At 70.2% G+C, this 19,951-nt stretch carries 15 protein-coding genes; 3 read left to right on the top strand and 12 right to left on the bottom strand.

Annotated elements, in window-relative coordinates; all coding sequences use genetic code 11:
* Positions 1 to 477: 477 nt before the first annotated feature.
* From OG607_RS35235 to OG607_RS35225, 3 genes are all read left to right on the top strand, one after another.
* Positions 478 to 1,722, top strand: coding sequence for a glycosyltransferase family 2 protein (locus tag OG607_RS35235; RefSeq protein WP_405732222.1), 1,245 nt, complete (start codon positions 478 to 480; stop codon positions 1,720 to 1,722).
* Positions 1,723 to 1,786: 64 nt separating this feature from the next.
* On the top strand, positions 1,787 to 3,001 hold the full coding sequence (gene wecB / locus OG607_RS35230; protein WP_405732219.1) for a non-hydrolyzing UDP-N-acetylglucosamine 2-epimerase: 1,215 nt from the start codon (positions 1,787 to 1,789) through the stop codon (positions 2,999 to 3,001).
* Positions 3,002 to 3,006: 5 nt separating this feature from the next.
* On the top strand, positions 3,007 to 3,693 hold the full coding sequence (locus OG607_RS35225; RefSeq protein WP_405732216.1) for a family 16 glycoside hydrolase: 687 nt from the start codon (positions 3,007 to 3,009) through the stop codon (positions 3,691 to 3,693).
* A 4-nt stretch (positions 3,694 to 3,697) separates the two neighbouring features.
* On the opposite strand, the gene OG607_RS35220 is transcribed toward OG607_RS35225, so the two are convergent.
* The 12 genes from OG607_RS35220 to OG607_RS35165 all read right to left on the bottom strand — a co-directional run bounded on the left by OG607_RS35220 (position 3,698) and on the right by OG607_RS35165 (position 19,926).
* Complete coding sequence (locus OG607_RS35220) at positions 3,698 to 5,659, bottom strand: nitrate- and nitrite sensing domain-containing protein (protein ID WP_405732213.1); 1,962 nt, start codon at positions 5,657 to 5,659, stop codon at positions 3,698 to 3,700.
* 21 nt (positions 5,660 to 5,680) lie between these two features.
* Complete coding sequence (locus tag OG607_RS35215; protein ID WP_405732210.1) at positions 5,681 to 6,460, bottom strand: MHYT domain-containing protein; 780 nt, start codon at positions 6,458 to 6,460, stop codon at positions 5,681 to 5,683.
* Positions 6,461 to 6,731: 271 nt separating this feature from the next.
* Positions 6,732 to 8,192 carry a glutamate synthase subunit beta gene (locus tag OG607_RS35210; RefSeq protein ID WP_405732207.1) on the bottom strand — a complete coding sequence of 487 codons (1,461 nt, stop codon included), beginning with the start codon at positions 8,190 to 8,192 and terminating at the stop codon, positions 6,732 to 6,734.
* Positions 8,185 to 12,789 (bottom strand): glutamate synthase large subunit, encoded by a 4,605-nt coding sequence (gene gltB / locus OG607_RS35205; RefSeq protein ID WP_405732204.1) that lies wholly within the window; start codon positions 12,787 to 12,789, stop codon positions 8,185 to 8,187. The genes OG607_RS35210 and gltB overlap by 8 nt, the downstream gene beginning before the upstream one ends.
* 276 nt (positions 12,790 to 13,065) lie before the next feature.
* A complete protein-coding gene (locus OG607_RS35200; RefSeq protein ID WP_405732202.1) occupies positions 13,066 to 13,809 on the bottom strand; it encodes a VIT1/CCC1 transporter family protein in 744 nt (247 codons plus the stop codon).
* 239 nt (positions 13,810 to 14,048) lie between these two features.
* Positions 14,049 to 15,023, bottom strand: a complete 975-nt coding sequence (gene lgt / locus OG607_RS35195; RefSeq protein ID WP_405732199.1) for a prolipoprotein diacylglyceryl transferase — start codon at positions 15,021 to 15,023, stop codon at positions 14,049 to 14,051.
* A 67-nt stretch (positions 15,024 to 15,090) separates the two neighbouring features.
* Complete coding sequence (locus tag OG607_RS35190; protein WP_405732196.1) at positions 15,091 to 15,936, bottom strand: thioredoxin domain-containing protein; 846 nt, start codon at positions 15,934 to 15,936, stop codon at positions 15,091 to 15,093.
* A gap of 227 nt (positions 15,937 to 16,163) precedes the next feature.
* Complete coding sequence (gene trpA, locus OG607_RS35185) at positions 16,164 to 16,979, bottom strand: tryptophan synthase subunit alpha (protein ID WP_405732193.1); 816 nt, start codon at positions 16,977 to 16,979, stop codon at positions 16,164 to 16,166.
* Positions 16,976 to 18,226, bottom strand: coding sequence for a tryptophan synthase subunit beta (trpB, locus tag OG607_RS35180; protein WP_405732190.1), 1,251 nt, complete (start codon positions 18,224 to 18,226; stop codon positions 16,976 to 16,978). The genes trpA and trpB overlap by 4 nt, the downstream gene beginning before the upstream one ends.
* A gap of 112 nt (positions 18,227 to 18,338) precedes the next feature.
* Positions 18,339 to 18,542, bottom strand: a complete 204-nt coding sequence (gene trpM, locus OG607_RS35175) for a tryptophan biosynthesis modulator TrpM (protein ID WP_405732187.1) — start codon at positions 18,540 to 18,542, stop codon at positions 18,339 to 18,341.
* Positions 18,543 to 18,565: 23 nt separating this feature from the next.
* Positions 18,566 to 19,375 (bottom strand): indole-3-glycerol phosphate synthase TrpC, encoded by an 810-nt coding sequence (trpC, locus tag OG607_RS35170; RefSeq protein WP_405732184.1) that lies wholly within the window; start codon positions 19,373 to 19,375, stop codon positions 18,566 to 18,568.
* Positions 19,376 to 19,506: 131 nt separating this feature from the next.
* A complete protein-coding gene (locus OG607_RS35165) occupies positions 19,507 to 19,926 on the bottom strand; it encodes a DUF2752 domain-containing protein (RefSeq protein WP_405732181.1) in 420 nt (139 codons plus the stop codon).
* Positions 19,927 to 19,951 lie beyond the last annotated feature (25 nt).

The raw sequence follows: 19,951 nt of genomic DNA, 5'->3' as shown, positions 1-19,951 counted from the left end.
CATTGGAGCGTATAGCGAAGGGCCGATTGTTCAGCCCCGTCAATCGCGGTGTCAACAGGGGAGGTTATTCATTTATATATTCGAATCCTTGTCAACATTTTCAAACATTTCACCATGCAGCACAACGCACCTCAGTACCTCACACGAGTGAACTTCCACTCACACAAGTCACTCCAGCAGCCCAATCGCCCCAACAGATCCGATCACCGGAGATGACCATCGAATACCCTCCGCTATCTTTCCCCATGCACCACTCATTGGGGGGAAACAACTCATGTACGGAAGACCCGCCCTGGGTACGATGCTGCCGTTGGCAGGAATGACCGGGGCGCCAAAAGTCATACCTGGAATTCCCTACGCCAAAGCGCTGCAAGCCACCGCCGGCGCAGGATTCATGCTCTATTGCCTGATCGCATTCACCCTCTTATTGGTCCGGATCTGGCTGCGCAGCACCAGCAGGAGCAGCAGGGACCGCCCGTGACCGAGGAACCGTTCCTGTGGGCCGCCATGGCCATCATCGTCATGGCCGGCTGCTACAACACCGTGCTCTTCACGCTCTCCCGGTTCCGGATCCGCCGCTCCCGCGTCCCCGGCACCGAGCGCTTCTACGTCTTCCTGCTGGCCTGCCTGAACGAGGAGAAGGTCCTCGCCGAGAGCCTGGCCCGCATCACCTCGCTGCCCATCGGCAACTTCGTCGCCCTCGTCATCGACGACGCCTCCGAGGACGGCACCGCCGACATCGTCCGCGCCTGCGACCACCCCCGCGTGCGGCTCTACCAGCGCCGCCTCCCCAACGCCCGGCGCGGCAAGGGCGCGGCGCTCAACGCCGGCGTACGCCACCTGCGCACGTCGGGGCTGCTCGGCTACCGCGACGCGCAGGACGTGATCCTGTGCGTCGTCGACGCGGACGGACGGCTGGACCCGCATGTCGTGCAGGCCGTCGACCCGTTCTTCGACGACCCGCGCACCGGCGGCGTCCAGATCGGCGTGCGCATGTACAACCGCACGCAGGGGCTGATCGCGCGGCTGCAGGACATGGAGTTCGTGGTCTACGGCGACGTGTTCCAGAGCGCGCGGCGCTTCCTGGGCAGCGTCGGCATGGGCGGAAACGGCCAGTTCATGCGACTGTCGGCGCTGGACTCGCTCGGCGGCGACGGCCCGTGGAGCGACAGCCTGACCGAGGACCTCGACCTCGGGGTCCGCCTCATCGCGCACGGCTGGCGCAATCAGTACTGCCCCACCGCCGCCGTCTCCCAGCAGGCCGTGCTCGACGTACGGCGGCTGGTCCGCCAGCGCTCCCGCTGGTTCCAGGGACATCTCCAGTCGGCCGGCCTCGTGCCGACCATCCTGCGCGACGTCCCCGGCCGGGCCGCGATCGACCTGCTCTACCACCTGTCCAGCCCGGTGCTGATCCTGCTGACCTCGCTGCTGCCGCTGTCGTTCCTGATCGCGCTGGGCGGCATCGTCGTGGCCTCGGTGCGCATCGGGCATCCGCTGGTCTCGCCGATGTGGCTGGCCGGGCCGTATCTGCTGTCGTTCACGGCGGCCTACACGTACGGATACGTCTACGCCCGGCGCGAGCGCAGCCTCGGCCTGCTGCGGTCGGTGCTGGTGGCCCACATCTTCATCTTCTACGGCTACATCTGGTTCGCGGCCGGCTGGTGGGGCCTGTGGCGGATGGTCACCGGCAAGCGGACCTGGCTGAAGACCGCCCGCACCTGACGCCCGCATCACTTCGCGTCACTTCGTATCGCTTCACTTTCCATCACCCCAGGGGGACCCGTCCATGTCCACAGCCATGCCCGCATCCGCCCAGGGCGCGATCCGCGCCATGCTCGTCCTCGGCACCCGCCCGGAGGCGATCAAACTCGCGCCCGTCGCCCGGGCGATGGGCGCCGCAGCCCTCTTCGAACCGATCGTGGTGACCACCGGCCAGCACCGCGAGATGCTGCACCAGATGCTCGGCCTCCTCCAGGTCCAGGTCAGGTCGGACCTCGACGTAATGCGCGACCGCCAGCAGCTCTCGGAGCTGACGGCCCGCCTGGTCGAGGGCCTGGGCGAGGTGATCCGGGCCGAACGCCCCGACCTCGTGGTCGTCCAGGGCGACACCACGACCGCGCTGGCCGGGGCACTGGCCGCCTTCTACGAACGCGTACCGGTCGCGCACGTCGAGGCGGGCCTGCGCACGGGCGTACTGGACAACCCCTTTCCGGAGGAGCTGAACCGCCGGCTCATCGGCCGTATCGCGCGCTGGCACTTCGCCCCGACCGCGCGCTCCGCCGGGCATCTCACCGCGGAAGGCACCCCCAGCGCGCAGGTGTTCACCACCGGCAACACCGTCATCGACAACCTGCTGTGGGTGCTGGAGGCCGGCGTCGGGCGCAGCGCCTTCCGCAGCGGCGCCGGGAGCGGCCTGCGCAAGGTGCTGCTCACCCTCCACCGCCGGGAGAACCAGGGCGACCGGATGCGGGCGATGGGCCGGTCGGTGCGGCGGCTGGCGGACCGGGGGGATGTGGAGATCGTGCTGCCGCTGCACAAGAGCCCCGCCGTCCGCGAGGCGCTGCTGCCCGAGCTGAGCGACCATCCCCGGATCACCGTGACCGAGCCGCTGGACTATCTCGACTTCGCCGCCACCCTCGCCGCCTGCGACCTGGTGCTCACCGACTCCGGCGGCATCCAGGAGGAGGCCCCCACCCTGGGCAAGCCCGCGCTGGTGCTGCGTACGACCACCGAGCGCCCGGAGGCGGTCGAGGTCGGGGCCGCCCGGCTGATCGGCACCGAGCCCGAGGCCGTGCTCAAGGCCGCCGGCCAGCTGCTGGACGATCCCGACGCCTACCGGCGGATGGCCGCGGCGGGCAATCCCTTCGGCGACGGGCGGGCCGCGGAGCGGATTCTCGCCCAGCTCGCCGAGGACTTCGCGGAGGATTTCGGGGAGGACATGGGCTCGTTGGCACCGCTTGCGGCATTCGTCCCCGAACAGGGCGGCCCGGGGACATACTGACCGGCATGGGGTCCCAGCGCCGCCGTCGTCGCGGTGTCGTCAGCCGCCGGACGGCGCTGCTCGCCGTACTCGCCCTGGGCATCGCCGTCACCGCGTACGCGTGCGGGCCGAGCAGCCCGGGAAGGGCATCGTGGGCGGACGGGTCCGTCCACGGCGCCTGGCGGTCGGTGTACGACGGCTACGGCGAGAACTCCGGCCACGACGGCACGCTGACCATCGCCCCGCAGGCGGCCCGCCTCCCGGAGGAGACGCACGCCGGGCTCATCGTCTCCACCGCCGTCTACGGGGACATGGTCTACTCGGCGCGGATGCGGGCCGTCGCCCAGCTGCGGACCCCGAGGCCCAACCCCTGGGAAGTGCCGTGGCTGCTCTGGTCGTACACCGACCCCGAGCACTTCTACTACGTCACCCTCAAGCCCAACGGCTGGGAGCTCGGCAAGCGCGACCCCGCCTACCCGGGCGGCCAGCGCTTCCTGGCCACCGGCCCGGCCCGCTTCCCCGTCGGCCGCTGGTACCAGGTGCTGGTCACCCAGCGGGGCGCGGCCTTCTCGGTGCAGGTCGGCGGCCGGGAGCTGACGTCGTACACCGACACGGAGCGGCCGTACGGCGGCGGCAGTGTCGGGGTCTATACCGAGGACGCCCGGGGGGAGTTCCGCGACCTGACGGCGCGGAACCTCCCCCCGGGCACTTGATTGGTTACACCTGCCGCTGGTGCGGGATGAGCGCGGCCGCCGGGGCCAGCCCGCGGTCGTAGCCCGCCGCGACCCGCACGGGGGCGGGCTGGTCGCGCAGCAGGGCGGCGGGCAGGAGGACGACGGCGGTGATGCCGCCGGCCCGGCTGTGGCGGAGTTCGACGTGGATGTCCTGGCGCTGGGCGAGGCGGTTGACGACGAACAGGCCGAGCTGCTTGGTGTCGAGGAGGTCGACGCGCTGGGACTGCAGCTTGCTGTTGGCGGCGGCCAGGGCGTCGTCCTTCATGCCGAAGCCGCTGTCCTCGATCTCCAGGAGCAGGCCGTCGTGGCCGACCTGCGCGCGCACCTCGACCTTGGTGCTGGGCGGGGAGAACGAGGCAGCGTTCTCGACCAGTTCGGCGAGCAGGTGGATGACGTCGGCGACGGCGGGCCCGGCCAGGGAGACCGGCGGGACCTCGCGGACCTGGACGCGGTTGATGTCCTCGATCTCCGCGACGGCCGCGCGCAGGACGTCCACCAGGAGGATGGGGTCGCGCCAGCCGCGCCCGGCGGGGATACCGGAGAGGATGAGCAGCGACTCGGAGTGCCGCCGCATGCGCGTGGTGAGGTAGTCCAGGCGGTACAGGTCCTCCAGCTCGACCGGGTCGTGGTTGCGGCGCTCCATGGTGTCGAGCAGGTCGAGCTGGCGGTGCAGCAGCACCTGGCTGCGGCGCGCGATGCTGACGTACACACCGGAGATGCCGCTGAGCAGCTCGGCGCGCTGCGAGGCGGCCTTGAGCGCCGCGCGCTGTACGGCGTTGAGCGCGGTGCCGACCTGCGCGAGCTCGTCGCCGATCAGCCTGCGCACTGGGGCTTCGGCGTCGATGTCGACGCCCTGGCCCGCGTGCAGGCGGCGCATGGCCTGGGGCAGGCGGCGGCCGGCCACGTCCAGGGCCGAGTTGCGCAGGTCGAGGAGTTCGACGATGAGGCCGCGGCCGACCTTCACGGAGACCAGCAGCGACAGCAGTACGCCGACCAGGCCCAGGACCACCGCGACTCCGGAGCCACCGAGCGTGGCCAGGCCGAAGGGATTGACGGCCGCGGCCGCCACGGTGCCGGCCGCGCTCTCGGCCCGGCCCAGGTCCTTCAGGACGGTGGCCGCCGAAGCGTCCCAGGTGGCCAGGGAACCGGCGGAGACGGCCGGGTCGCCGGGGCCCGCGCTCTGCACGCTGTTCTCGGCCGACCGCAGCTTCTTGAAGTCGTCGCCGGACAGGATCGCGTTGTACGTCGCCCGGTCGGCGGTGTGCAGGTCGGCGATGGCGGGCTGCAGGAGCAGCCGCTGGGTGGCGACGGCGCCGACGAAGATGCCGTACTGGTTCTTGGTGAGCGTCCCCTTCGCGCGGGCGGCGCCGAGCACCGCGTCCTCGCGGGCGATCGCCTCGCGGGCGCGGGAGAGTTCGAGGACGACGCGGGCCTCGGAGGTGACCTCGGTGTCCTGGAGGCCGGTGAGCGCGCCGGTGACGGCGAAGCCGTGCTCGATGACGGCGGTGTAGTCGGTGTACCGGGTGTCGAAGGAGGTGTCCGCGCGCAGCGTCGCGATCGCGCTGATGTCCTTGTCCAGCCGGCTGATCCGGCCGGGCAGGCTGGAGTCGAGCAGTCCGGCGTCGGCGCTACTGGCGTTGATGCCGTTCTGGAGGGCGGTCGCGGCGGCGTCGGTGGCCTTCTGGACGGCGGTCAGCTTCTTGCCCCCGCCCCGCAGAGCGGCGGCGCGCTCGGCCTGCAGGGCGGTGGTGAACGCGTCGAGCGGGGTCAGCAGTTGGGAGTTGACTTCCTTGAGCCGCTGCAGGTCGCCGATGTTGGAGGCGGTGTTGACGGCGGCGAATCCCCACAGCGCCATCAGGGACACGATGGGGAGCATGAGCAGGGAGACGATCTTCGCTCTGACCGATCTGGGGCGCAGCCGGTCGGCGTTACGGGTGCCACGCATGGGGGGACCTCGTTCGGTATGTCAGGCGGTGATGAGTTCGACCTCGCGGAGCAACTCCGCCGACAGGGCGGTGTCATGGCGCTTGCCGGTCGGGGAGAGCGCCACATACGCGGAGGTGAGGAAGAGGAACGAGCCGAGCAGCACGGCGAGCGGGAAGATGAACTCGGTGGCGGTGGCGCCCGGCAGGGAGGCGCTGCTCGGGTCGAGGACGATGCTGACCGCGTACATCGCGGTGTAGTGCATGCTGACCACGGCGATGCCCATGACCAGGGACGCGATGGTGGCGACGACCGGGCCGCGTACGGTCAGCGTGATCGCGAGCGCCGCGGTGGCGGCCACGACCGCGATCAGGACGGAGAGGGCGACCATCTTCGGGTCGTAGTTCACCTCGCCGTGCAGATTGAGGGCCGCCATGCCGATGTAGTGCATGGCCGCGACTCCGAGGCCGGTGCCCAGGCCGCCCATCAGCACGGCCCGTATGCGGGACTTGCCGAAGCCCGCCGTGAAGACACCGGCGCCGACGACCGCCATCGCGACGACCAGGCTGAGCGCGGTGAGCGGGACGTCGTACCGGATGGGGGTGCCGGTGACGCCGAAGCCGAGCATGGCGATGAAGTGCATGGTCCAGATGCCGGAGCCGATGGCGATGGACGCGAGGACAAGCCAGTTGCGCTTGGAGGGCCCGCTGGACTCCAGGGCCCGTACGGTGCAGCGCAGTCCGAGCGCCGCGCCGACGCAGGCCATCGCGAAGGACAGTACGGGGGTGACCCAGCCGGCGCTGAAATGATCGACATGACCCATGGGGGGATTCCTCTCAGGTACCACCGGTAACCCGGAAGGGGGATCATGTCACTTGCCCGGCGGGCCGAACACCGGGCGAAGCAGGCATCCCGGCGATGCCCGCACAATTGGCCACCGTGAAGTGGATAACACTTACGGGGTTCCGCATACACATTCACCGCATGCGCACATTGCGCATACGCGCACGTCACAGCGCCCGCCTCCGGTCGGGTGGAGGCGGGCGCTGTGCTTCCGTTCCGTACGCCGTTGTACGGGAACGCTTATGGAGGCGTCAGACCGTCAGCGGGCGGTCCGTCGGCCGGATCGGGGCCGGCAGGGTGCTGGCGCCGGTGAGGAAGCGGTCCACCGCGCGGGCGGCGGAGCGGCCCTCGGCGATGGCCCAGACGATCAGCGACTGGCCGCGGCCGGCGTCACCGGCGACGAAGACGCCGCCGACGTTGGTCGCGTAGTCGCCGTCGCGCGCGATGTTGCCGCGCGCGTCCAGCTGCAGGCCGAGCTGCTCGACCAGGCCGTTCTTCTGGTCGGTGCCGGTGAAGCCCATGGCCAGGGTGACCAGTTCGGCCGGGATGACCTTCTCGGTGCCCGGCTGCGGGACGAACTTCCCGTCCTCGAACTTGACCTCGACCAGGTGCAGCGCCTTGACGTTGCCGTCCTCGTCGCCCTCGAACCGCACGGTGTTGACGGCGTAGACCCGCTCGCCGCCCTCCTCGTGCGCCGAGGTGACCTTGTACGTCATCGGCATGGTCGGCCAGGGCTGGTTGGCCGGGCGGCTGTCGCTCGGCCGGGGCATGATCTCCAGCTGGGTGACCGAGGCCGCGCCCTGGCGGTGGGCGGTTCCGACGCAGTCCGCGCCGGTGTCGCCGCCGCCGATGACGACCACGTGCTTGCCTGCGGCGCTGATCGGCGGGGTGACGAAGTCGCCCTCCTGCACCTTGTTGGCCAGCGGCAGGTACTCCATGGCCTGGTAGATGCCCTTGAGCTCGCGCCCCTCGGCCGGCAGGTCGCGGGCCTGGGTGGCGCCGGCGGCGATGACCACGGCGTCGTAGCGCTTGCGCAGCTTGGCGCCGTCGAGGTCGGTGCCGATCTGGACGCCGGTGCGGAACCTGGTGCCCTCCGCGCGCATCTGCTCGATGCGGCGGTTGATGTGCCGCTTCTCCATCTTGAACTCGGGGATGCCGTAGCGCAGCAGCCCGCCGATGCGGTCGGCGCGCTCGAACACCGCGACCGTGTGGCCCGCCCGGGTCAGCTGCTGGGCGGCGGCCAGACCGGCAGGTCCCGAGCCGATGACGGCCACGGTCTTGCCGGAGAGGCGGTCCGGGGGCTGCGGGGTGACGTCGCCGCTGTCCCAGGCCTTGTCGATGATGGTGACTTCGACGTTCTTGATGGTGACGGCGGGCTGGTTGATGCCCAGCACGCACGCCGACTCGCAGGGCGCCGGGCACAGCCGCCCGGTGAACTCCGGGAAGTTGTTGGTGGCGTGCAGGCGCTCGGAGGCGGCCTGCCAGTCCCCGCGGTAGGCGTAGTCGTTCCACTCGGGGATCAGGTTCCCCAGCGGACAGCCGTTGTGACAGAACGGGATGCCGCAGTCCATGCAGCGGCCGGCCTGCTTGCTGATGATCGGCAGCAGCCCGCCGGGAACGTAGACCTCGTTCCAGTCCTTCTTGCGCTCGTCGACCGGGCGGGTCGGGGCCGTCTCGCGGGCCGTGGTGAGGAAGCCCTTCGGGTCAGCCATTTGCCGCCTCCATCATCTTCGCGGTGGTCTCGGACTCGCTGAGTCCGGCCTGCTCGGCGGCGTTCTTGGCGGCGAGCACTGCCTTGTAGTCCCTCGGCATGACCTTGCCGAAGCGGGTCAGGGTGTTACCCCAGTCGGCGAGGAGCCTGGTGGCCACCGTCGAGCCGGTCTCCTCCTCGTGGCGGCGCACCACGTCGTGCAGCCACTTGATGTCGTCCGCGTCCAGCGCCTCGACGTTCACCATGCCGGTGTTGACGTTGTCGGGGTTCAGGTCGATGACGTAGGCGATGCCGCCGGACATGCCGGCCGCGAAGTTGCGGCCCGTCTCGCCCAGCACGACCGCCCGGCCGCCGGTCATGTACTCGCAGCCGTGGTCGCCCACGCCCTCCGAGACGACCGTGGCGCCGGAGTTGCGGACGCAGAAGCGCTCGCCGGTGCGGCCGCGCAGGAACAGCTCGCCGCCGGTGGCGCCGTAGCCGATCGTGTTGCCCGCGATCGTCGAGTACTCCGCGAGGTGGTCGGCGCCCCGGTCCGGGCGGACGATGACGCGGCCGCCGGACAGGCCCTTGCCGACGTAGTCGTTGGCGTCGCCCTCCAGGCGCAGGGTCACGCCCTTGGGGAGGAACGCGCCGAACGACTGGCCGGCGGAGCCGACGAGGGTGATGTCGATGGTGTCCTCGGGCAGGCCCGCGCCACCGTACTTCTTGGTCACCTCGTGGCCGAGCATGGTGCCGACCGTGCGGTTGACGTTGCGCACCTTGACCTGGGCGCGGACCGGCTCGCCGTTCTCCAGCGCGTCGGCGGCGAGCTTGATCAGCTCGTTGTCCAGCGCCTTCTCCAGGCCGTGGTCCTGCTCGATGGTGCGGTGCAGCGAGGCGCCCTCGGGAAGCTCGGGCACGTAGAAGAGCGAGGACAGGTCCAGGCCCTGCGCCTTCCAGTGGTCGACCGCCTGAGTGGTGTCGATCAGCTCGGCGTGGCCGACGGCCTCCTCGATGGTGCGGAAGCCGAGCTCGGCGAGCAGCTCGCGGACCTCCTGCGCGATGAACTCGAAGAAGTTCACGACGTATTCGGCCTTGCCGGAGAAGCGCTCGCGCAGCTCCGGGTTCTGGGTGGCGATGCCGACCGGGCAGGTGTCCAGGTGGCAGACGCGCATCATGACGCAGCCGGAGACGACCAGGGGCGCGGTCGCGAAACCGAACTCCTCGGCGCCCAGCAGCGCGGCGATGACGACATCACGGCCGGTCTTGAGCTGGCCGTCGGTCTGCACGACGATGCGGTCGCGCAGGCCGTTGAGCAGCAGCGTCTGCTGGGTCTCGGCCAGGCCGAGCTCCCAGGGGCCGCCCGCGTGCTTCAGGCTCGTCAGAGGAGAAGCACCGGTGCCGCCGTCGTGGCCGGAGATGAGGACCACATCGGCGTGCGCCTTGCTCACACCGGCGGCCACGGTCCCGACGCCGACCTCGGAGACCAGCTTCACGTGGATGCGGGCGTCGGGGTTGGCGTTCTTGAGGTCATGGATCAGCTGAGCCAGGTCCTCGATGGAGTAGATGTCGTGGTGCGGCGGCGGCGAGATCAGGCCGACGCCCGGCGTGCTGTGCCGGGTCTTCCCGATCCACGGGTAGACCTTGTGGCCGGGCAGCTGACCGCCCTCGCCGGGCTTGGCGCCCTGGGCCATCTTGATCTGGATGTCGTCCGCGTTGACCAGGTACTCGCTGGTCACGCCGAAGCGGCCGGAGGCGACCTGCTTGATGGCGCTGCGCCGCGCCGGGTCGTAGAGGCGGTCCGCGTCCTCGCCGCCCTCACCGGTGTTGGACTTGCCGCCCAGCTGGTTCATGGCGATGGCCAGCGTCTCGTGCGCCTCCATCGAGATGGAGCCGTACGACATGGCGCCGGTGGAGAAGCGCTTGACGATCTCCGAGACCGGCTCGACCTCGTCGATCGAGATCGGGGTCCGCTCGCCGTCCTTGCCCCCCTGATCCTTGAAGCGGAACAGCCCGCGCAGGGTCATCAGGCGCTCGGCCTGCTCGTCGACCCGCGAGGTGTACTGCTTGAAGATGTCGTAGCGGCGCGAGCGCGTGGAGTGCTGCAGCCGGAAGACCGTGTCCGGGTCGAACAGGTGCGGCTCGCCCTCGCGGCGCCACTGGTACTCGCCGCCGATCTCCAGGCGGCGGTGCGCGGCGGCGATGCCGGAGGCCGGGTAGGCCTTGGCGTGCCGGGCGGCGACTTCCTGGGCGATGACGTCGAGACCCGCGCCGCCGATCTTGCTGTCGGTGCCGGTGAAGTACGTGTCGACGAACTCGGCGTCCAGGCCGATGGCCTCGAACACCTGCGCGCCGCGGTAGGAGGCGACGGTGGAGATGCCCATCTTGGACATCACCTTCAGCACGCCCTTGCCCAGTGCCTTGATCAGGTTGCGGATCGCGGCCTCGGGCTCGATGTCCTGGAGGAACGTTCCGGCCCGCAGCAGGTCCTCGACCGACTCCATCGCCAGGTACGGGTTCACCGCCGCCGCGCCGAAGCCGATCAGCAGCGCGACATGGTGCACCTCGCGCACATCGCCGGCCTCGATCATCAGGCCGACCTGCGTGCGCTGCTTCGTACGGATCAGGTGGTGGTGGACCGCCGAGGTGAGCAGCAGCGACGGGATCGGTGCGTGCTCGGCGTCGGAGTGCCGGTCGGACAGCACGATGAAGCGCGCGCCGTCCTCTATGGCCGTGTCCGCCTCGGCGCAGATCTCCGCCAGGCGGGCGGCCAGCGCCTCGCCACCGCCGGAGACCCGGTAGAGGCCGGACAGCGTCGCCGCCTTCAGGCCCGGCAGGTCGCCGTCGGCGTTGATGTGGATGAGCTTGGCCAGCTCGTCGTTGTCGATCACCGGGAAGGGCAGGGTGATGTTGCGACAGGACGCCGGGGACGGCTCCAGCAGGTTGCCGGACGGGCCGACGGCGCTGATCAGCGAGGTGACCAGCTCCTCACGGATGGCGTCCAGCGGCGGGTTCGTGACCTGCGCGAACAGCTGGGTGAAGTAGTCGAACAGCAGCCGGGGGCGGGCGGACAGGGCCGCGATCGGCGAGTCCGTGCCCATCGAGCCCAGCGGCTCGCCGCCGGTCTTGGCCATCGGCGCGAGAATGACGCGCAGCTCTTCCTCGGTGTAGCCGAAGGTCTGCTGGCGGCGGGTGACCGAGGCGTGGGTGTACGAGATGTGCTCGCGCTCGGGCAGGTCGTTGAGGTGGATCAGACCGGCTTCCAGCCACTCCGCGTACGGGTTCTCCGCCGCGAGCTGGGCCTTGATCTCGCTGTCCTCGATGATCCGGTGCTCGGCGGTGTCCACCAGGAACATGTGGCCGGGCTGCAGACGGCCCTTCTTGACCACCTTCTCCGGGGCGATGTCCAGCACACCGGACTCCGAGGCCAGGACCACCAGGCCGTCGTCGGTGACCCAGTAGCGGCCGGGGCGCAGACCGTTGCGGTCCAGCACCGCGCCGACCTGGACACCGTCGGTGAAGGTGACGCAGGCCGGGCCGTCCCAGGGCTCCATCAGGGTGGAGTGGTACTCGTAGAACGCGCGGCGGGCCGGGTCCATCGAGTCGTGGTTCTCCCACGCCTCGGGGATCATCATCAGCACGCTGTGCGGCAGCGACCGGCCGCCCAGGTGCAGCAGCTCCAGCACCTCGTCGAAGGTCGCGGTGTCCGAGGCCTCCGGCGTACAGATCGGGAAGACCCGCTCCAGGTCCCCGCCGAACAGCTCGCTCTTGAGCTGCGACTCGCGGGCCCGCATCCAGTTGCGGTTGCCCTTGACTGTGTTGATCTCGCCGTTGTGCGCGACGAACCGGTACGGGTGGGCCAGCGGCCAGCTCGGGAAGGTGTTCGTCGAGAAGCGGCTGTGCACCAGCGCGATCGCGGTCGCGATCCGGCGGTCGGACAGGTCCGGGAAGAAAGGCTCCAGCTGGCCGGTGGTCAGCATGCCCTTGTAGACGATCGTCCGGGCCGAGAGCGACGGGAAGTACACGTCGGCCTCGCGCTCGGCGCGCTTGCGCAGCACGAAGGCGGGCCGGTCAAGATCGATTCCGGCCTTTGCGGCGCCGTTCGCGTCCTCGACGAAGAGCTGCGAGAAGTACGGCATGGTGCTGCGCGCCGTGGCGCCCAGCAGCCCCGGAGCGACCGGCACCTCACGCCACCCGAGGACCTTCAGGCCCTCCTCGGCGGCGATCCGCTCGATCGACTCGACGGCCTTCGTACGGTCCTCGTCCTCGACGGGAAGGAAGGCGATGCCTACCGCGTAGTGGCCGGCGGCGGGCAGAGCAAACCCTGCCTCGGCCACGGCCTCGCGCAGAAACGCGTCCGGAACCTGGAGCAGGATGCCGGCGCCGTCGCCGGAATCTGGCTCGGAGCCGGTGGCCCCTCGGTGCTCCAGGTTGCGCAGTACAGTGAGCGCCTGCTCGACCAGCGCGTGATCAGCCTCGCCGGTGAGGGTGGCCACAAAGCCGACGCCGCATGCGTCGTGCTCGTTACGCGGGTCGTACATACCCTGCGGGGCGGGGCGCCCATCCATGTGGGCCCAGCGCGAGCCGGTGGGCTCGGGCTGCGTGGACGCGGAACGCATCGGCTCTCCCGTCGTCGTCAATTGGCATATGTCATGCGCATCTGGGACGACGTTGGCCCTCTGCGATTTCGTGCAGGTTACATGATGGCCGGATGGCCGAAAAGTGGATAGTCCGCTTCCATCATGTGGACAGAAAGGCGCTACGAGCAGGCAGGATGTGACCGGCGTCGCTCCCGTGAGACGCGGGCGGCTCTGCCCACGGCGCCACAGGGAGATGCCCTGCGTTGGCCGAGCTGAAACGCGCGGGTAACAAGAGGCTTGTGGCCGGTTCGCGTGTCACCCGAGGGCAGTGCCGAACAAAGCGCCCAGAACGAAGGTAACCCCCGCAGCCGCTCCGCCCAAGACCAGCTGCCGCAGCCCGCTGAACCACCAGCTCCGCGCCGTGACCTTCGACACCGCCGCCCCGCACGCGAACAACCCGACGAACGCCAGGATCAGCGCGGGCCACAGTGCCGTCGCCCCCAGCAGATACGGCAGCACCGGCAGCAGCGCCCCCAACCCGAACGAGACGAACGAGCTCAGCGCCGCCACCAGCGGCGACGGCAGATCCGTCGGATCCACCCCCAGCTCCTCGCGGGCGTGTATCTCCAGCGCCTGCTCCGGATCCACCGACATCTGCCGCGCCACCTCCTGCGCCAGCGCAGGCTCCACCCCGCGCGACACATACAGCGACGCGAGCTCCCGCAGCTCGTCATCCGGATTACGACTCAGCTCCAGCCGCTCCAGCGCCAGCTCCGCCTCCACCAGCTCCCGCTGCGACGCGACCGAGGTGTACTCCCCCGCCGCCATCGAAAACGCCCCCGCCGCGAGACCGGCGAAGCCGGTGATCACGATCATGCGCGGCGAGACGGCCCCTCCGGCCACCCCCGTGATCAGCGCGAGGTTGGAAACCAACCCGTCCATCGCCCCGAACACCGCCGGCCGCAGCCAGCCCCCGCTCACATCCCGGTGCTCGTGATGGCTCACATGCGTCACGCTGCGCTCGGCGGTCCCGGCGGTCTCGGCTGTCTCGATCGCCATTGACGACATGACGCACCTCTCCCCTCTCACCCAGGGCTCCGCCCTGGCTCCCACCCGAAAAACACCTTGACCGTACGCCGCGATTCCCTTCGTTTCCAGCAAGGAAAGCCTGCCTTACCTGCGAAAACGCTGCGCTTCAGCCCGTCCGGCGATTGAGGACACGCCCGAAGGGCGTTCGGGGGAAACAGCTCGGCCGCCGCACCCGGTGGGTGCGGCGGCCGTGAAAGGTGCTCGGCGCGTCAGGACTTCTTGGCAGGCGCTTCTTCTTCATCAGAGGCTTCCTCAGCCTCAGGCTCGGCCTCAGGCTCGGCGTCGGCAGCATCGGCGTCGGCGTCGGCCTTGGGCTCGGCCTCCTCCGGCTCAGCACCGTCACCCACGGCGGCTTCCGCCGCCAACGGCTCGACAACCTCTTCCCGCCCGGGCCGCCGCTTCGCCGAGATCACGAAGTAGGCCACGGCCCCCAGGAAGACGATGATCGACGTCCAGTCGTTCAGCCGCATGCCCAGGATGTGATGCGCGTCATCGACCCGCATGGACTCGATCCAGAACCGGCCAACCGTGTACGCGGCCACGTACACCGCGAAAGCGCGCCCGTGCCCGAGCTTGAAGCGCCGGTCTGCCCAGATCACCAGCAGGGCGACACCGACGCACCACAGGGACTCGTACAGGAAGGTCGGGTGGTAGGTGGCGAGGTCCGGCGAGTCGACCGGCCGGTGGGCGGGGTCGATCTTGAGGGCCCAGGGAAGGTCCGTGGGCCGGCCGTAGAGCTCCTGGTTGAACCAGTTGCCCCAGCGGCCGATTGCCTGGGCGAGGGCGATGCCGGGGGCGAGGGCGTCGGCCCAGGCGGGGAGGGGGATGCCGCGGCGGCGGCAGCCGATCCAGGCGCCGACGGCGCCGAGGGCGATCGCGCCCCAGATGCCGAGGCCGCCTTCCCAGATCTTGAAGGCGTTGACCCAGTCCTTGCCGTCGCCGAAGTAGAGCTCGTAACTGGTGATGACGTGGTAGAGGCGTCCGCCGACCAGGCCGAACGGCACCGCCCAGACGGCAATGTCGGCGACCGTGGTCTTCTGGCCGCCGCGGGCGACCCAGCGCTTGCCGCCGAGCCATACGGCTACGAAGACGCCGATGATGATGCAGAACGCGTAGCCGCGCAGCGGAACAGGGCCCAGGTAGAGCACTCCGCGCGACGGACTGGGGATGAATGCAAGGTTCATGGCAAAGTCCGACGCTACCCTGCCGGGCGGGCGAGCGGGCACCCGCCCGGCAACGGACGGATAACGCTCAGCCGGAGGCCGACGGACTCGGCGAGGCTGCGGACGCGGAAACACTGGGCGTCGCCGTCCCCGCAGGCTTCCCCTTGTTCGCCGTCGCCACCAGCTGCTTGAGCTTGTCCGGGGTCAGAGGGTTGTTGGTGTCGGCGTAGATGTTCTTGCCGTTCAGGAGCACGGTCGGGGTGGAATTGAAGCCGGACTTGCCGAAGGCGGTGTTGGAGGCCTTGATCCAGGCGTCGTACGTCCCGTCGTTCACGCACGCCGTGAAGGCGGCGGTCTTCAGCCCGGGCACCTTGCCGGCCAATTCCAGCAGGTAGGGCTTCTTGGCGAACTTGTCGTCGCTCTCGGAGGGCTGGTTCTCGTAGAGGACGTCATGGAACGCCCGGAACTTGTTCTGGTCCTGCGCGCATGCCGCCGCGTTGCCCGCGTTGAGCGAGCCGGTGCCGCCGAGGTTGCCGTCGATGATCCGGACGAGGTGGTACTCGACCTTGAGCTGGCCGCTGTCCTGGAGCCCGTGGATCGTGTCGCGGTAGTTCTTCTCGAACTGGCCGCACGCCGGGCAGCGGAAGTCCTCGTAGACGGTCAGGGTGGACGGCGCGTCGGTCGCGCCGCTGGGGATCACGAGCTTGTCGGTGCCGGTCGCGCCCGCCGGGGAGGCGGCCGCGCTGGTGCCCCCTGAGCCGCCACCGCTGTTGGCGGCCACGACGCCGATCACGGCGGCGATCGCCAGCACGGCGACCACGCTGCCGCCGACGATCAGCGCCCGCTTGCGCTTCTCACGCGCCTTGTCCTTCTCACGCTGTTCCTGCAGCCGCTCGCGGGCGGTGCGCTTGCCTTCACGGTTCTTCTCGCTCACACCCCTGCACAACGAACCGGGGGCACGCATGCGCGCACCCCCGGCCCGAATTCGCCCGTACGAGCTACTGCGGTGGCCGCGATCGTTCGCCGGGTTGCGCAGCCGGCCGGCTGTGCTGTGTCCTCAATCGCCGGACGGGCTGAATTCAGCCCGTCCGGCGATTGAGGACGGAACCGGCAACCGGACGGCCCCGGCGAATCCCGTTCCGGCCACCGCCCTAAGCGCCGCTAGGAGCGGCTCCGTACGCCCTTCGCCAGATCCGCGGCCAGCTCACGCACGCCCGCCAGCCCGGCCGCCTCGTCCGGCGCGTCCAGCATGCGCTTGACGAAGGCGGAGCCGACGATGACGCCGTCCGCGAAGCCCGCGACCTCCGCCGCCTGCTCGGCGTTGGACACGCCGAGGCCGACGCAGACCGGCAGGTCGGTGGTGGCGCGGGTGCGGCGGACCAGGTCGGAGGCCTGGGCACCGACGCTGACCCGGGTGCCGGTGACGCCCATCAGCGAGGCGGCGTAGACGAAGCCGGAGCCCGCCGCCGTGATCTTGGCCAGCCGCTCGTCCTGGCTGCTCGGCGCGACCACGAAGACCGTGGCCAGGCCGTGCTGCTCGGCGGCCTTGCGCCATCCCTCGGACTCCTGGACCGGCAGGTCGGGCAGGATGCAGCCCGCGCCGCCCGCCTCGGCCAGCTCGGCGGCGAAGCGCTCGGCACCGTAGCGGTCGACGGGGTTCCAGTACGTCATGACCAGGATCGGCGCCCCGGTCGCGTCATGCGCCTCGCGGACCGTGCGCAGCACATCCGCGATGCGCACGCCGCCGCGCAGCGCGATGTCGTCGGCGGTCTGGATGACCGGGCCGTCCAGCACCGGGTCGCTGTGCGGCAGGCCGACCTCGACGATGTCGGCGCCACCCTCCAGGGCCGCCTTGACCGCCGCGATGCCGCCGTCGACGGTCGGGAAGCCGGCCGGGAGGTAGGCGATGAGGGCGGCGCGGTTCTCGGCCTTGGCGTCCGCGAGCGCCTTGTCCAGCTTTTCGACGTTGCCGCTCACTTGCCCGCTCCCTTGCCCGCGTCGTCGTAGAGCCCGAAGTAGCGGGCCGCCGTGTCCATGTCCTTGTCGCCGCGCCCGGAGAGGTTGACCAGCAGCAGCCCCTCCGGACCCAGCTCGCGGCCGATCTCCAGGGCCCCGGCGAGCGCGTGCGCGCTCTCGATCGCCGGGATGATGCCTTCCGTACGGGACAGCAGGCGCAGCGCCTGCATCGCCTCGTCGTCCGTGACCGGGCGGTACTCGGCGCGGCCGGAGTCCTTGAGGTACGCGTGCTCCGGGCCGATGCCCGGGTAGTCCAGGCCCGCCGAGATCGAGTACGGCTCGGTGATCTGGCCCTCGTCGTCCTGGAGGACGTACGAACGCGAGCCGTGCAGGATGCCGGGCTCGCCGGCGGTCAGGGTCGCGGCGTGCTCGCCGGACTCGACGCCGTGGCCGGCGGCCTCCAGGCCGATCAGGCGGACACCGCCGTCCGGGATGAAGGCGTGGAAGAGGCCGATGGCGTTGGAGCCGCCGCCGACGCAGGCGGCGACCGCGTCAGGGAGCCGGCCGGCCCGCTCCAGGATCTGGCGGCGCGCCTCGACGCCGATGACGCGGTGGAAGTCCCGCACCATCGCCGGAAAGGGGTGCGGGCCGGCGACCGTGCCGAAGAGGTAGTGCGTCTCGTCGACATTGGCGACCCAGTCGCGGAACGCCTCGTTGATCGCGTCCTTCAGGGTGCGGCTGCCGGACTTGACCGCGATGACCTCGGCGCCCAGGATCCGCATCCGGGCGACGTTCAGCGCCTGGCGCTGGGTGTCGATCTCGCCCATGTAGATCGTGCAGTCCAGGCCGAACAGCGCGCAGGCGGTGGCCGTCGCCACGCCGTGCTGCCCGGCGCCGGTCTCCGCGATCACACGGGTCTTGCCCATCCGCTTGGTGAGCAGCGCCTGGCCCAGCACATTGTTGATCTTGTGCGACCCGGTGTGGTTCAGGTCCTCCCGCTTGAGGAACACCCGCGCCCCGCCCGCGTGCTCCGCGAACCGCGGCACCTCGGTGAGCGCGCTCGGCCGGCCGGTGTAGTTCACCAGCAGATCGTTCAGCTCGGCGGCGAACGCCGGGTCCGTCTTGGCCTTGTCGTACTCCGCGGCCACCTCGTCGACGGCCGCGACGAGTGCCTCGGGGATGAACTTGCCGCCGAAGGCACCGAAGTAGCCCTCGGCGCTGGGGATCCGGCCCTCGGGGTCCGGGATGAAGAAATCGTCGGATGACATGACGGTATTGGCTCCTCGCGTCCTTACGGAACGGATAAACGGTACGTATCGTCCGCGACGGCCCGCGCGAGAACGCACGCGAAAATCAGCAGCTCAGCAGCTCACTCGGTGCTCAGCGTGCGGTGACGGCCGTCGCAGGGCCGACGCGCCATCGGCGACCGTTCACCTGGCCCGGCTCGCACCCGATCACATACCGCACCCTGCGTCCCAGCACGCGCCTCGCCGGCGCGCGGCAACCGCGCGGGCGGCAGCCACGGCGCAGACGCGCATAGGCGTCCGGGGAGCCGAGGGCGGTGGACAGGGGCATGCCGCTCATCCTAGCCCCAGGCTTGGATGTAATCAGCCTCGGCCGTGCCGCAGCGCCGGGTGCGCGCCGGCGGCGACGAGATCGGCGACGGAGGCCTTGGGGTCGCGGCCGGTGACGAGGGACTCGCCGACGAGGACGGCGTCGGCGCCGTCGTTCGCGTAGGCGATGAGGTCGTGGGGGCCGCGTACGCCGGACTCGGCGATCTTGACGATGTGGTCGGGGATCTCGGGGGCGACCCGGGCGAAGGTGCCGCGGTCGACCTCGAGGGTCTTGAGGTTACGCGCGTTGACGCCGATGATGCGCGCCCCGGCATCCACCGCGCGGACGACCTCGTCCTCGTCGTGGACCTCGACCAGCGGGGTGAGGCCGATGGACTGGGCGCGCTCGATGAGCGAGATCAGCGCGTCCTGCTCCAGCGCGGAGACGATCAGCAGCGCCAGATCGGCGCCGTGCGCGCGGGCCTCCCACAGCTGGTACGCGGTGACGATGAAGTCCTTGCGCAGCACCGGGATGTCCACCTTGGCGCGTACCGCGTCCAGGTCGGCCAGCGAGCCGCCGAAGCGGCGCTGCTCGGTGAGGACGCTGATGACGGCCGCACCGCCCGCCTCGTAGTCGGCGGCGAGCCCGGCCGGGTCGGCGATGGCCGCCAGCGCGCCCTTGGAGGGGCTGGAGCGCTTGACCTCGCAGATGACCTTGACGCTGTCGCCGCGCAGCGCGGCGACCCCGTCCTTGGCCTCGGGGGCCTTGGCCGCCGCCTCCTTGAGCTCGTCGAGGGAGACTCGTGCCTGCCGCTCGGCGAGGTCTTCGCGGACTCCGTCGATGATCTCGTCGAGCACACTCACGCGAGCGGTCCCCTTCCATGAGCGAAATGATCAGGCCAGTGAAATAGGTGTTCCACCAGCAATGCGATGGTAACCGGCGGCGAGCGGAGGACCCGCATCCGGCAGGGCATAAGCCCACTACGTGGACATACCTACGGTGCCAGGGCCGCTCCGAACGGCAGGTTCCGGACAATCGTGAAAGCGATCACAACCGCCGCGACACCCCACACATAGGCGGGTTTCAGGCCCACCGTGAAGGGCCGCCCGCGGACCGTACGGGAGAACCAGACGACCCAGAAGACGGCGAAGGCGGCATAGCCGGCGACGGCCAGCGCGTTGAACCCGAACGCCGCGCCGAGGTCGCCGTGCGCGACGGCGTACGCACTGCGCAGGCCGCCGCAGCCGGGGCAGTAGATCCCGGTGTAGTGCAGCAGCGGGCACACCGGGTAGTGCCCGGGGGTGTTCGGGTCCACGGTCGCGACATAGGCGAAGGCGGCGGCCACCCCGCCGAGGACGGCGAGGGGCGTGGCGAGCGGTGCCGCGCGTGTGGCGGCGGTTGTCTTGGGCCTCACGGGCAGATTCTCCCCCGGAAACGGC

The organism is Streptomyces sp. NBC_01537 (genome assembly GCF_045040445.1).
Taxonomy (GTDB): Bacteria; Actinomycetota; Actinomycetes; order Streptomycetales; family Streptomycetaceae; genus Actinacidiphila.
Note: the sequence above shows the minus strand (reverse complement) of the source record. Positions and strands in the feature narration are given on the sequence as shown.

Excerpts from the sequence above, each read along its gene's own strand:
- wecB (WP_405732219.1), top strand. The coding sequence starts at position 1,787 with ATGTCCACAGCCATGCCCGCATCCGCCCAGGGCGCGATCCGCGCCATG.
- OG607_RS35225 (WP_405732216.1), top strand. The coding sequence starts at position 3,007 with ATGGGGTCCCAGCGCCGCCGTCGTCGCGGTGTCGTCAGCCGCCGGACG.
- OG607_RS35220 (WP_405732213.1), bottom strand. The coding sequence starts at position 5,659 with ATGCGTGGCACCCGTAACGCCGACCGGCTGCGCCCCAGATCGGTCAGA.
- OG607_RS35215 (WP_405732210.1), bottom strand. The coding sequence starts at position 6,460 with ATGGGTCATGTCGATCATTTCAGCGCCGGCTGGGTCACCCCCGTACTG.
- OG607_RS35210 (WP_405732207.1), bottom strand. The coding sequence starts at position 8,192 with ATGGCTGACCCGAAGGGCTTCCTCACCACGGCCCGCGAGACGGCCCCG.
- gltB (WP_405732204.1), bottom strand. The coding sequence starts at position 12,789 with ATGCGTTCCGCGTCCACGCAGCCCGAGCCCACCGGCTCGCGCTGGGCC.
- OG607_RS35200 (WP_405732202.1), bottom strand. The coding sequence starts at position 13,809 with ATGGCGATCGAGACAGCCGAGACCGCCGGGACCGCCGAGCGCAGCGTG.
- lgt (WP_405732199.1), bottom strand. The coding sequence starts at position 15,023 with ATGAACCTTGCATTCATCCCCAGTCCGTCGCGCGGAGTGCTCTACCTG.
- trpB (WP_405732190.1), bottom strand. The coding sequence starts at position 18,226 with ATGTCATCCGACGATTTCTTCATCCCGGACCCCGAGGGCCGGATCCCC.
- trpM (WP_405732187.1), bottom strand. The coding sequence starts at position 18,542 with ATGAGCGGCATGCCCCTGTCCACCGCCCTCGGCTCCCCGGACGCCTAT.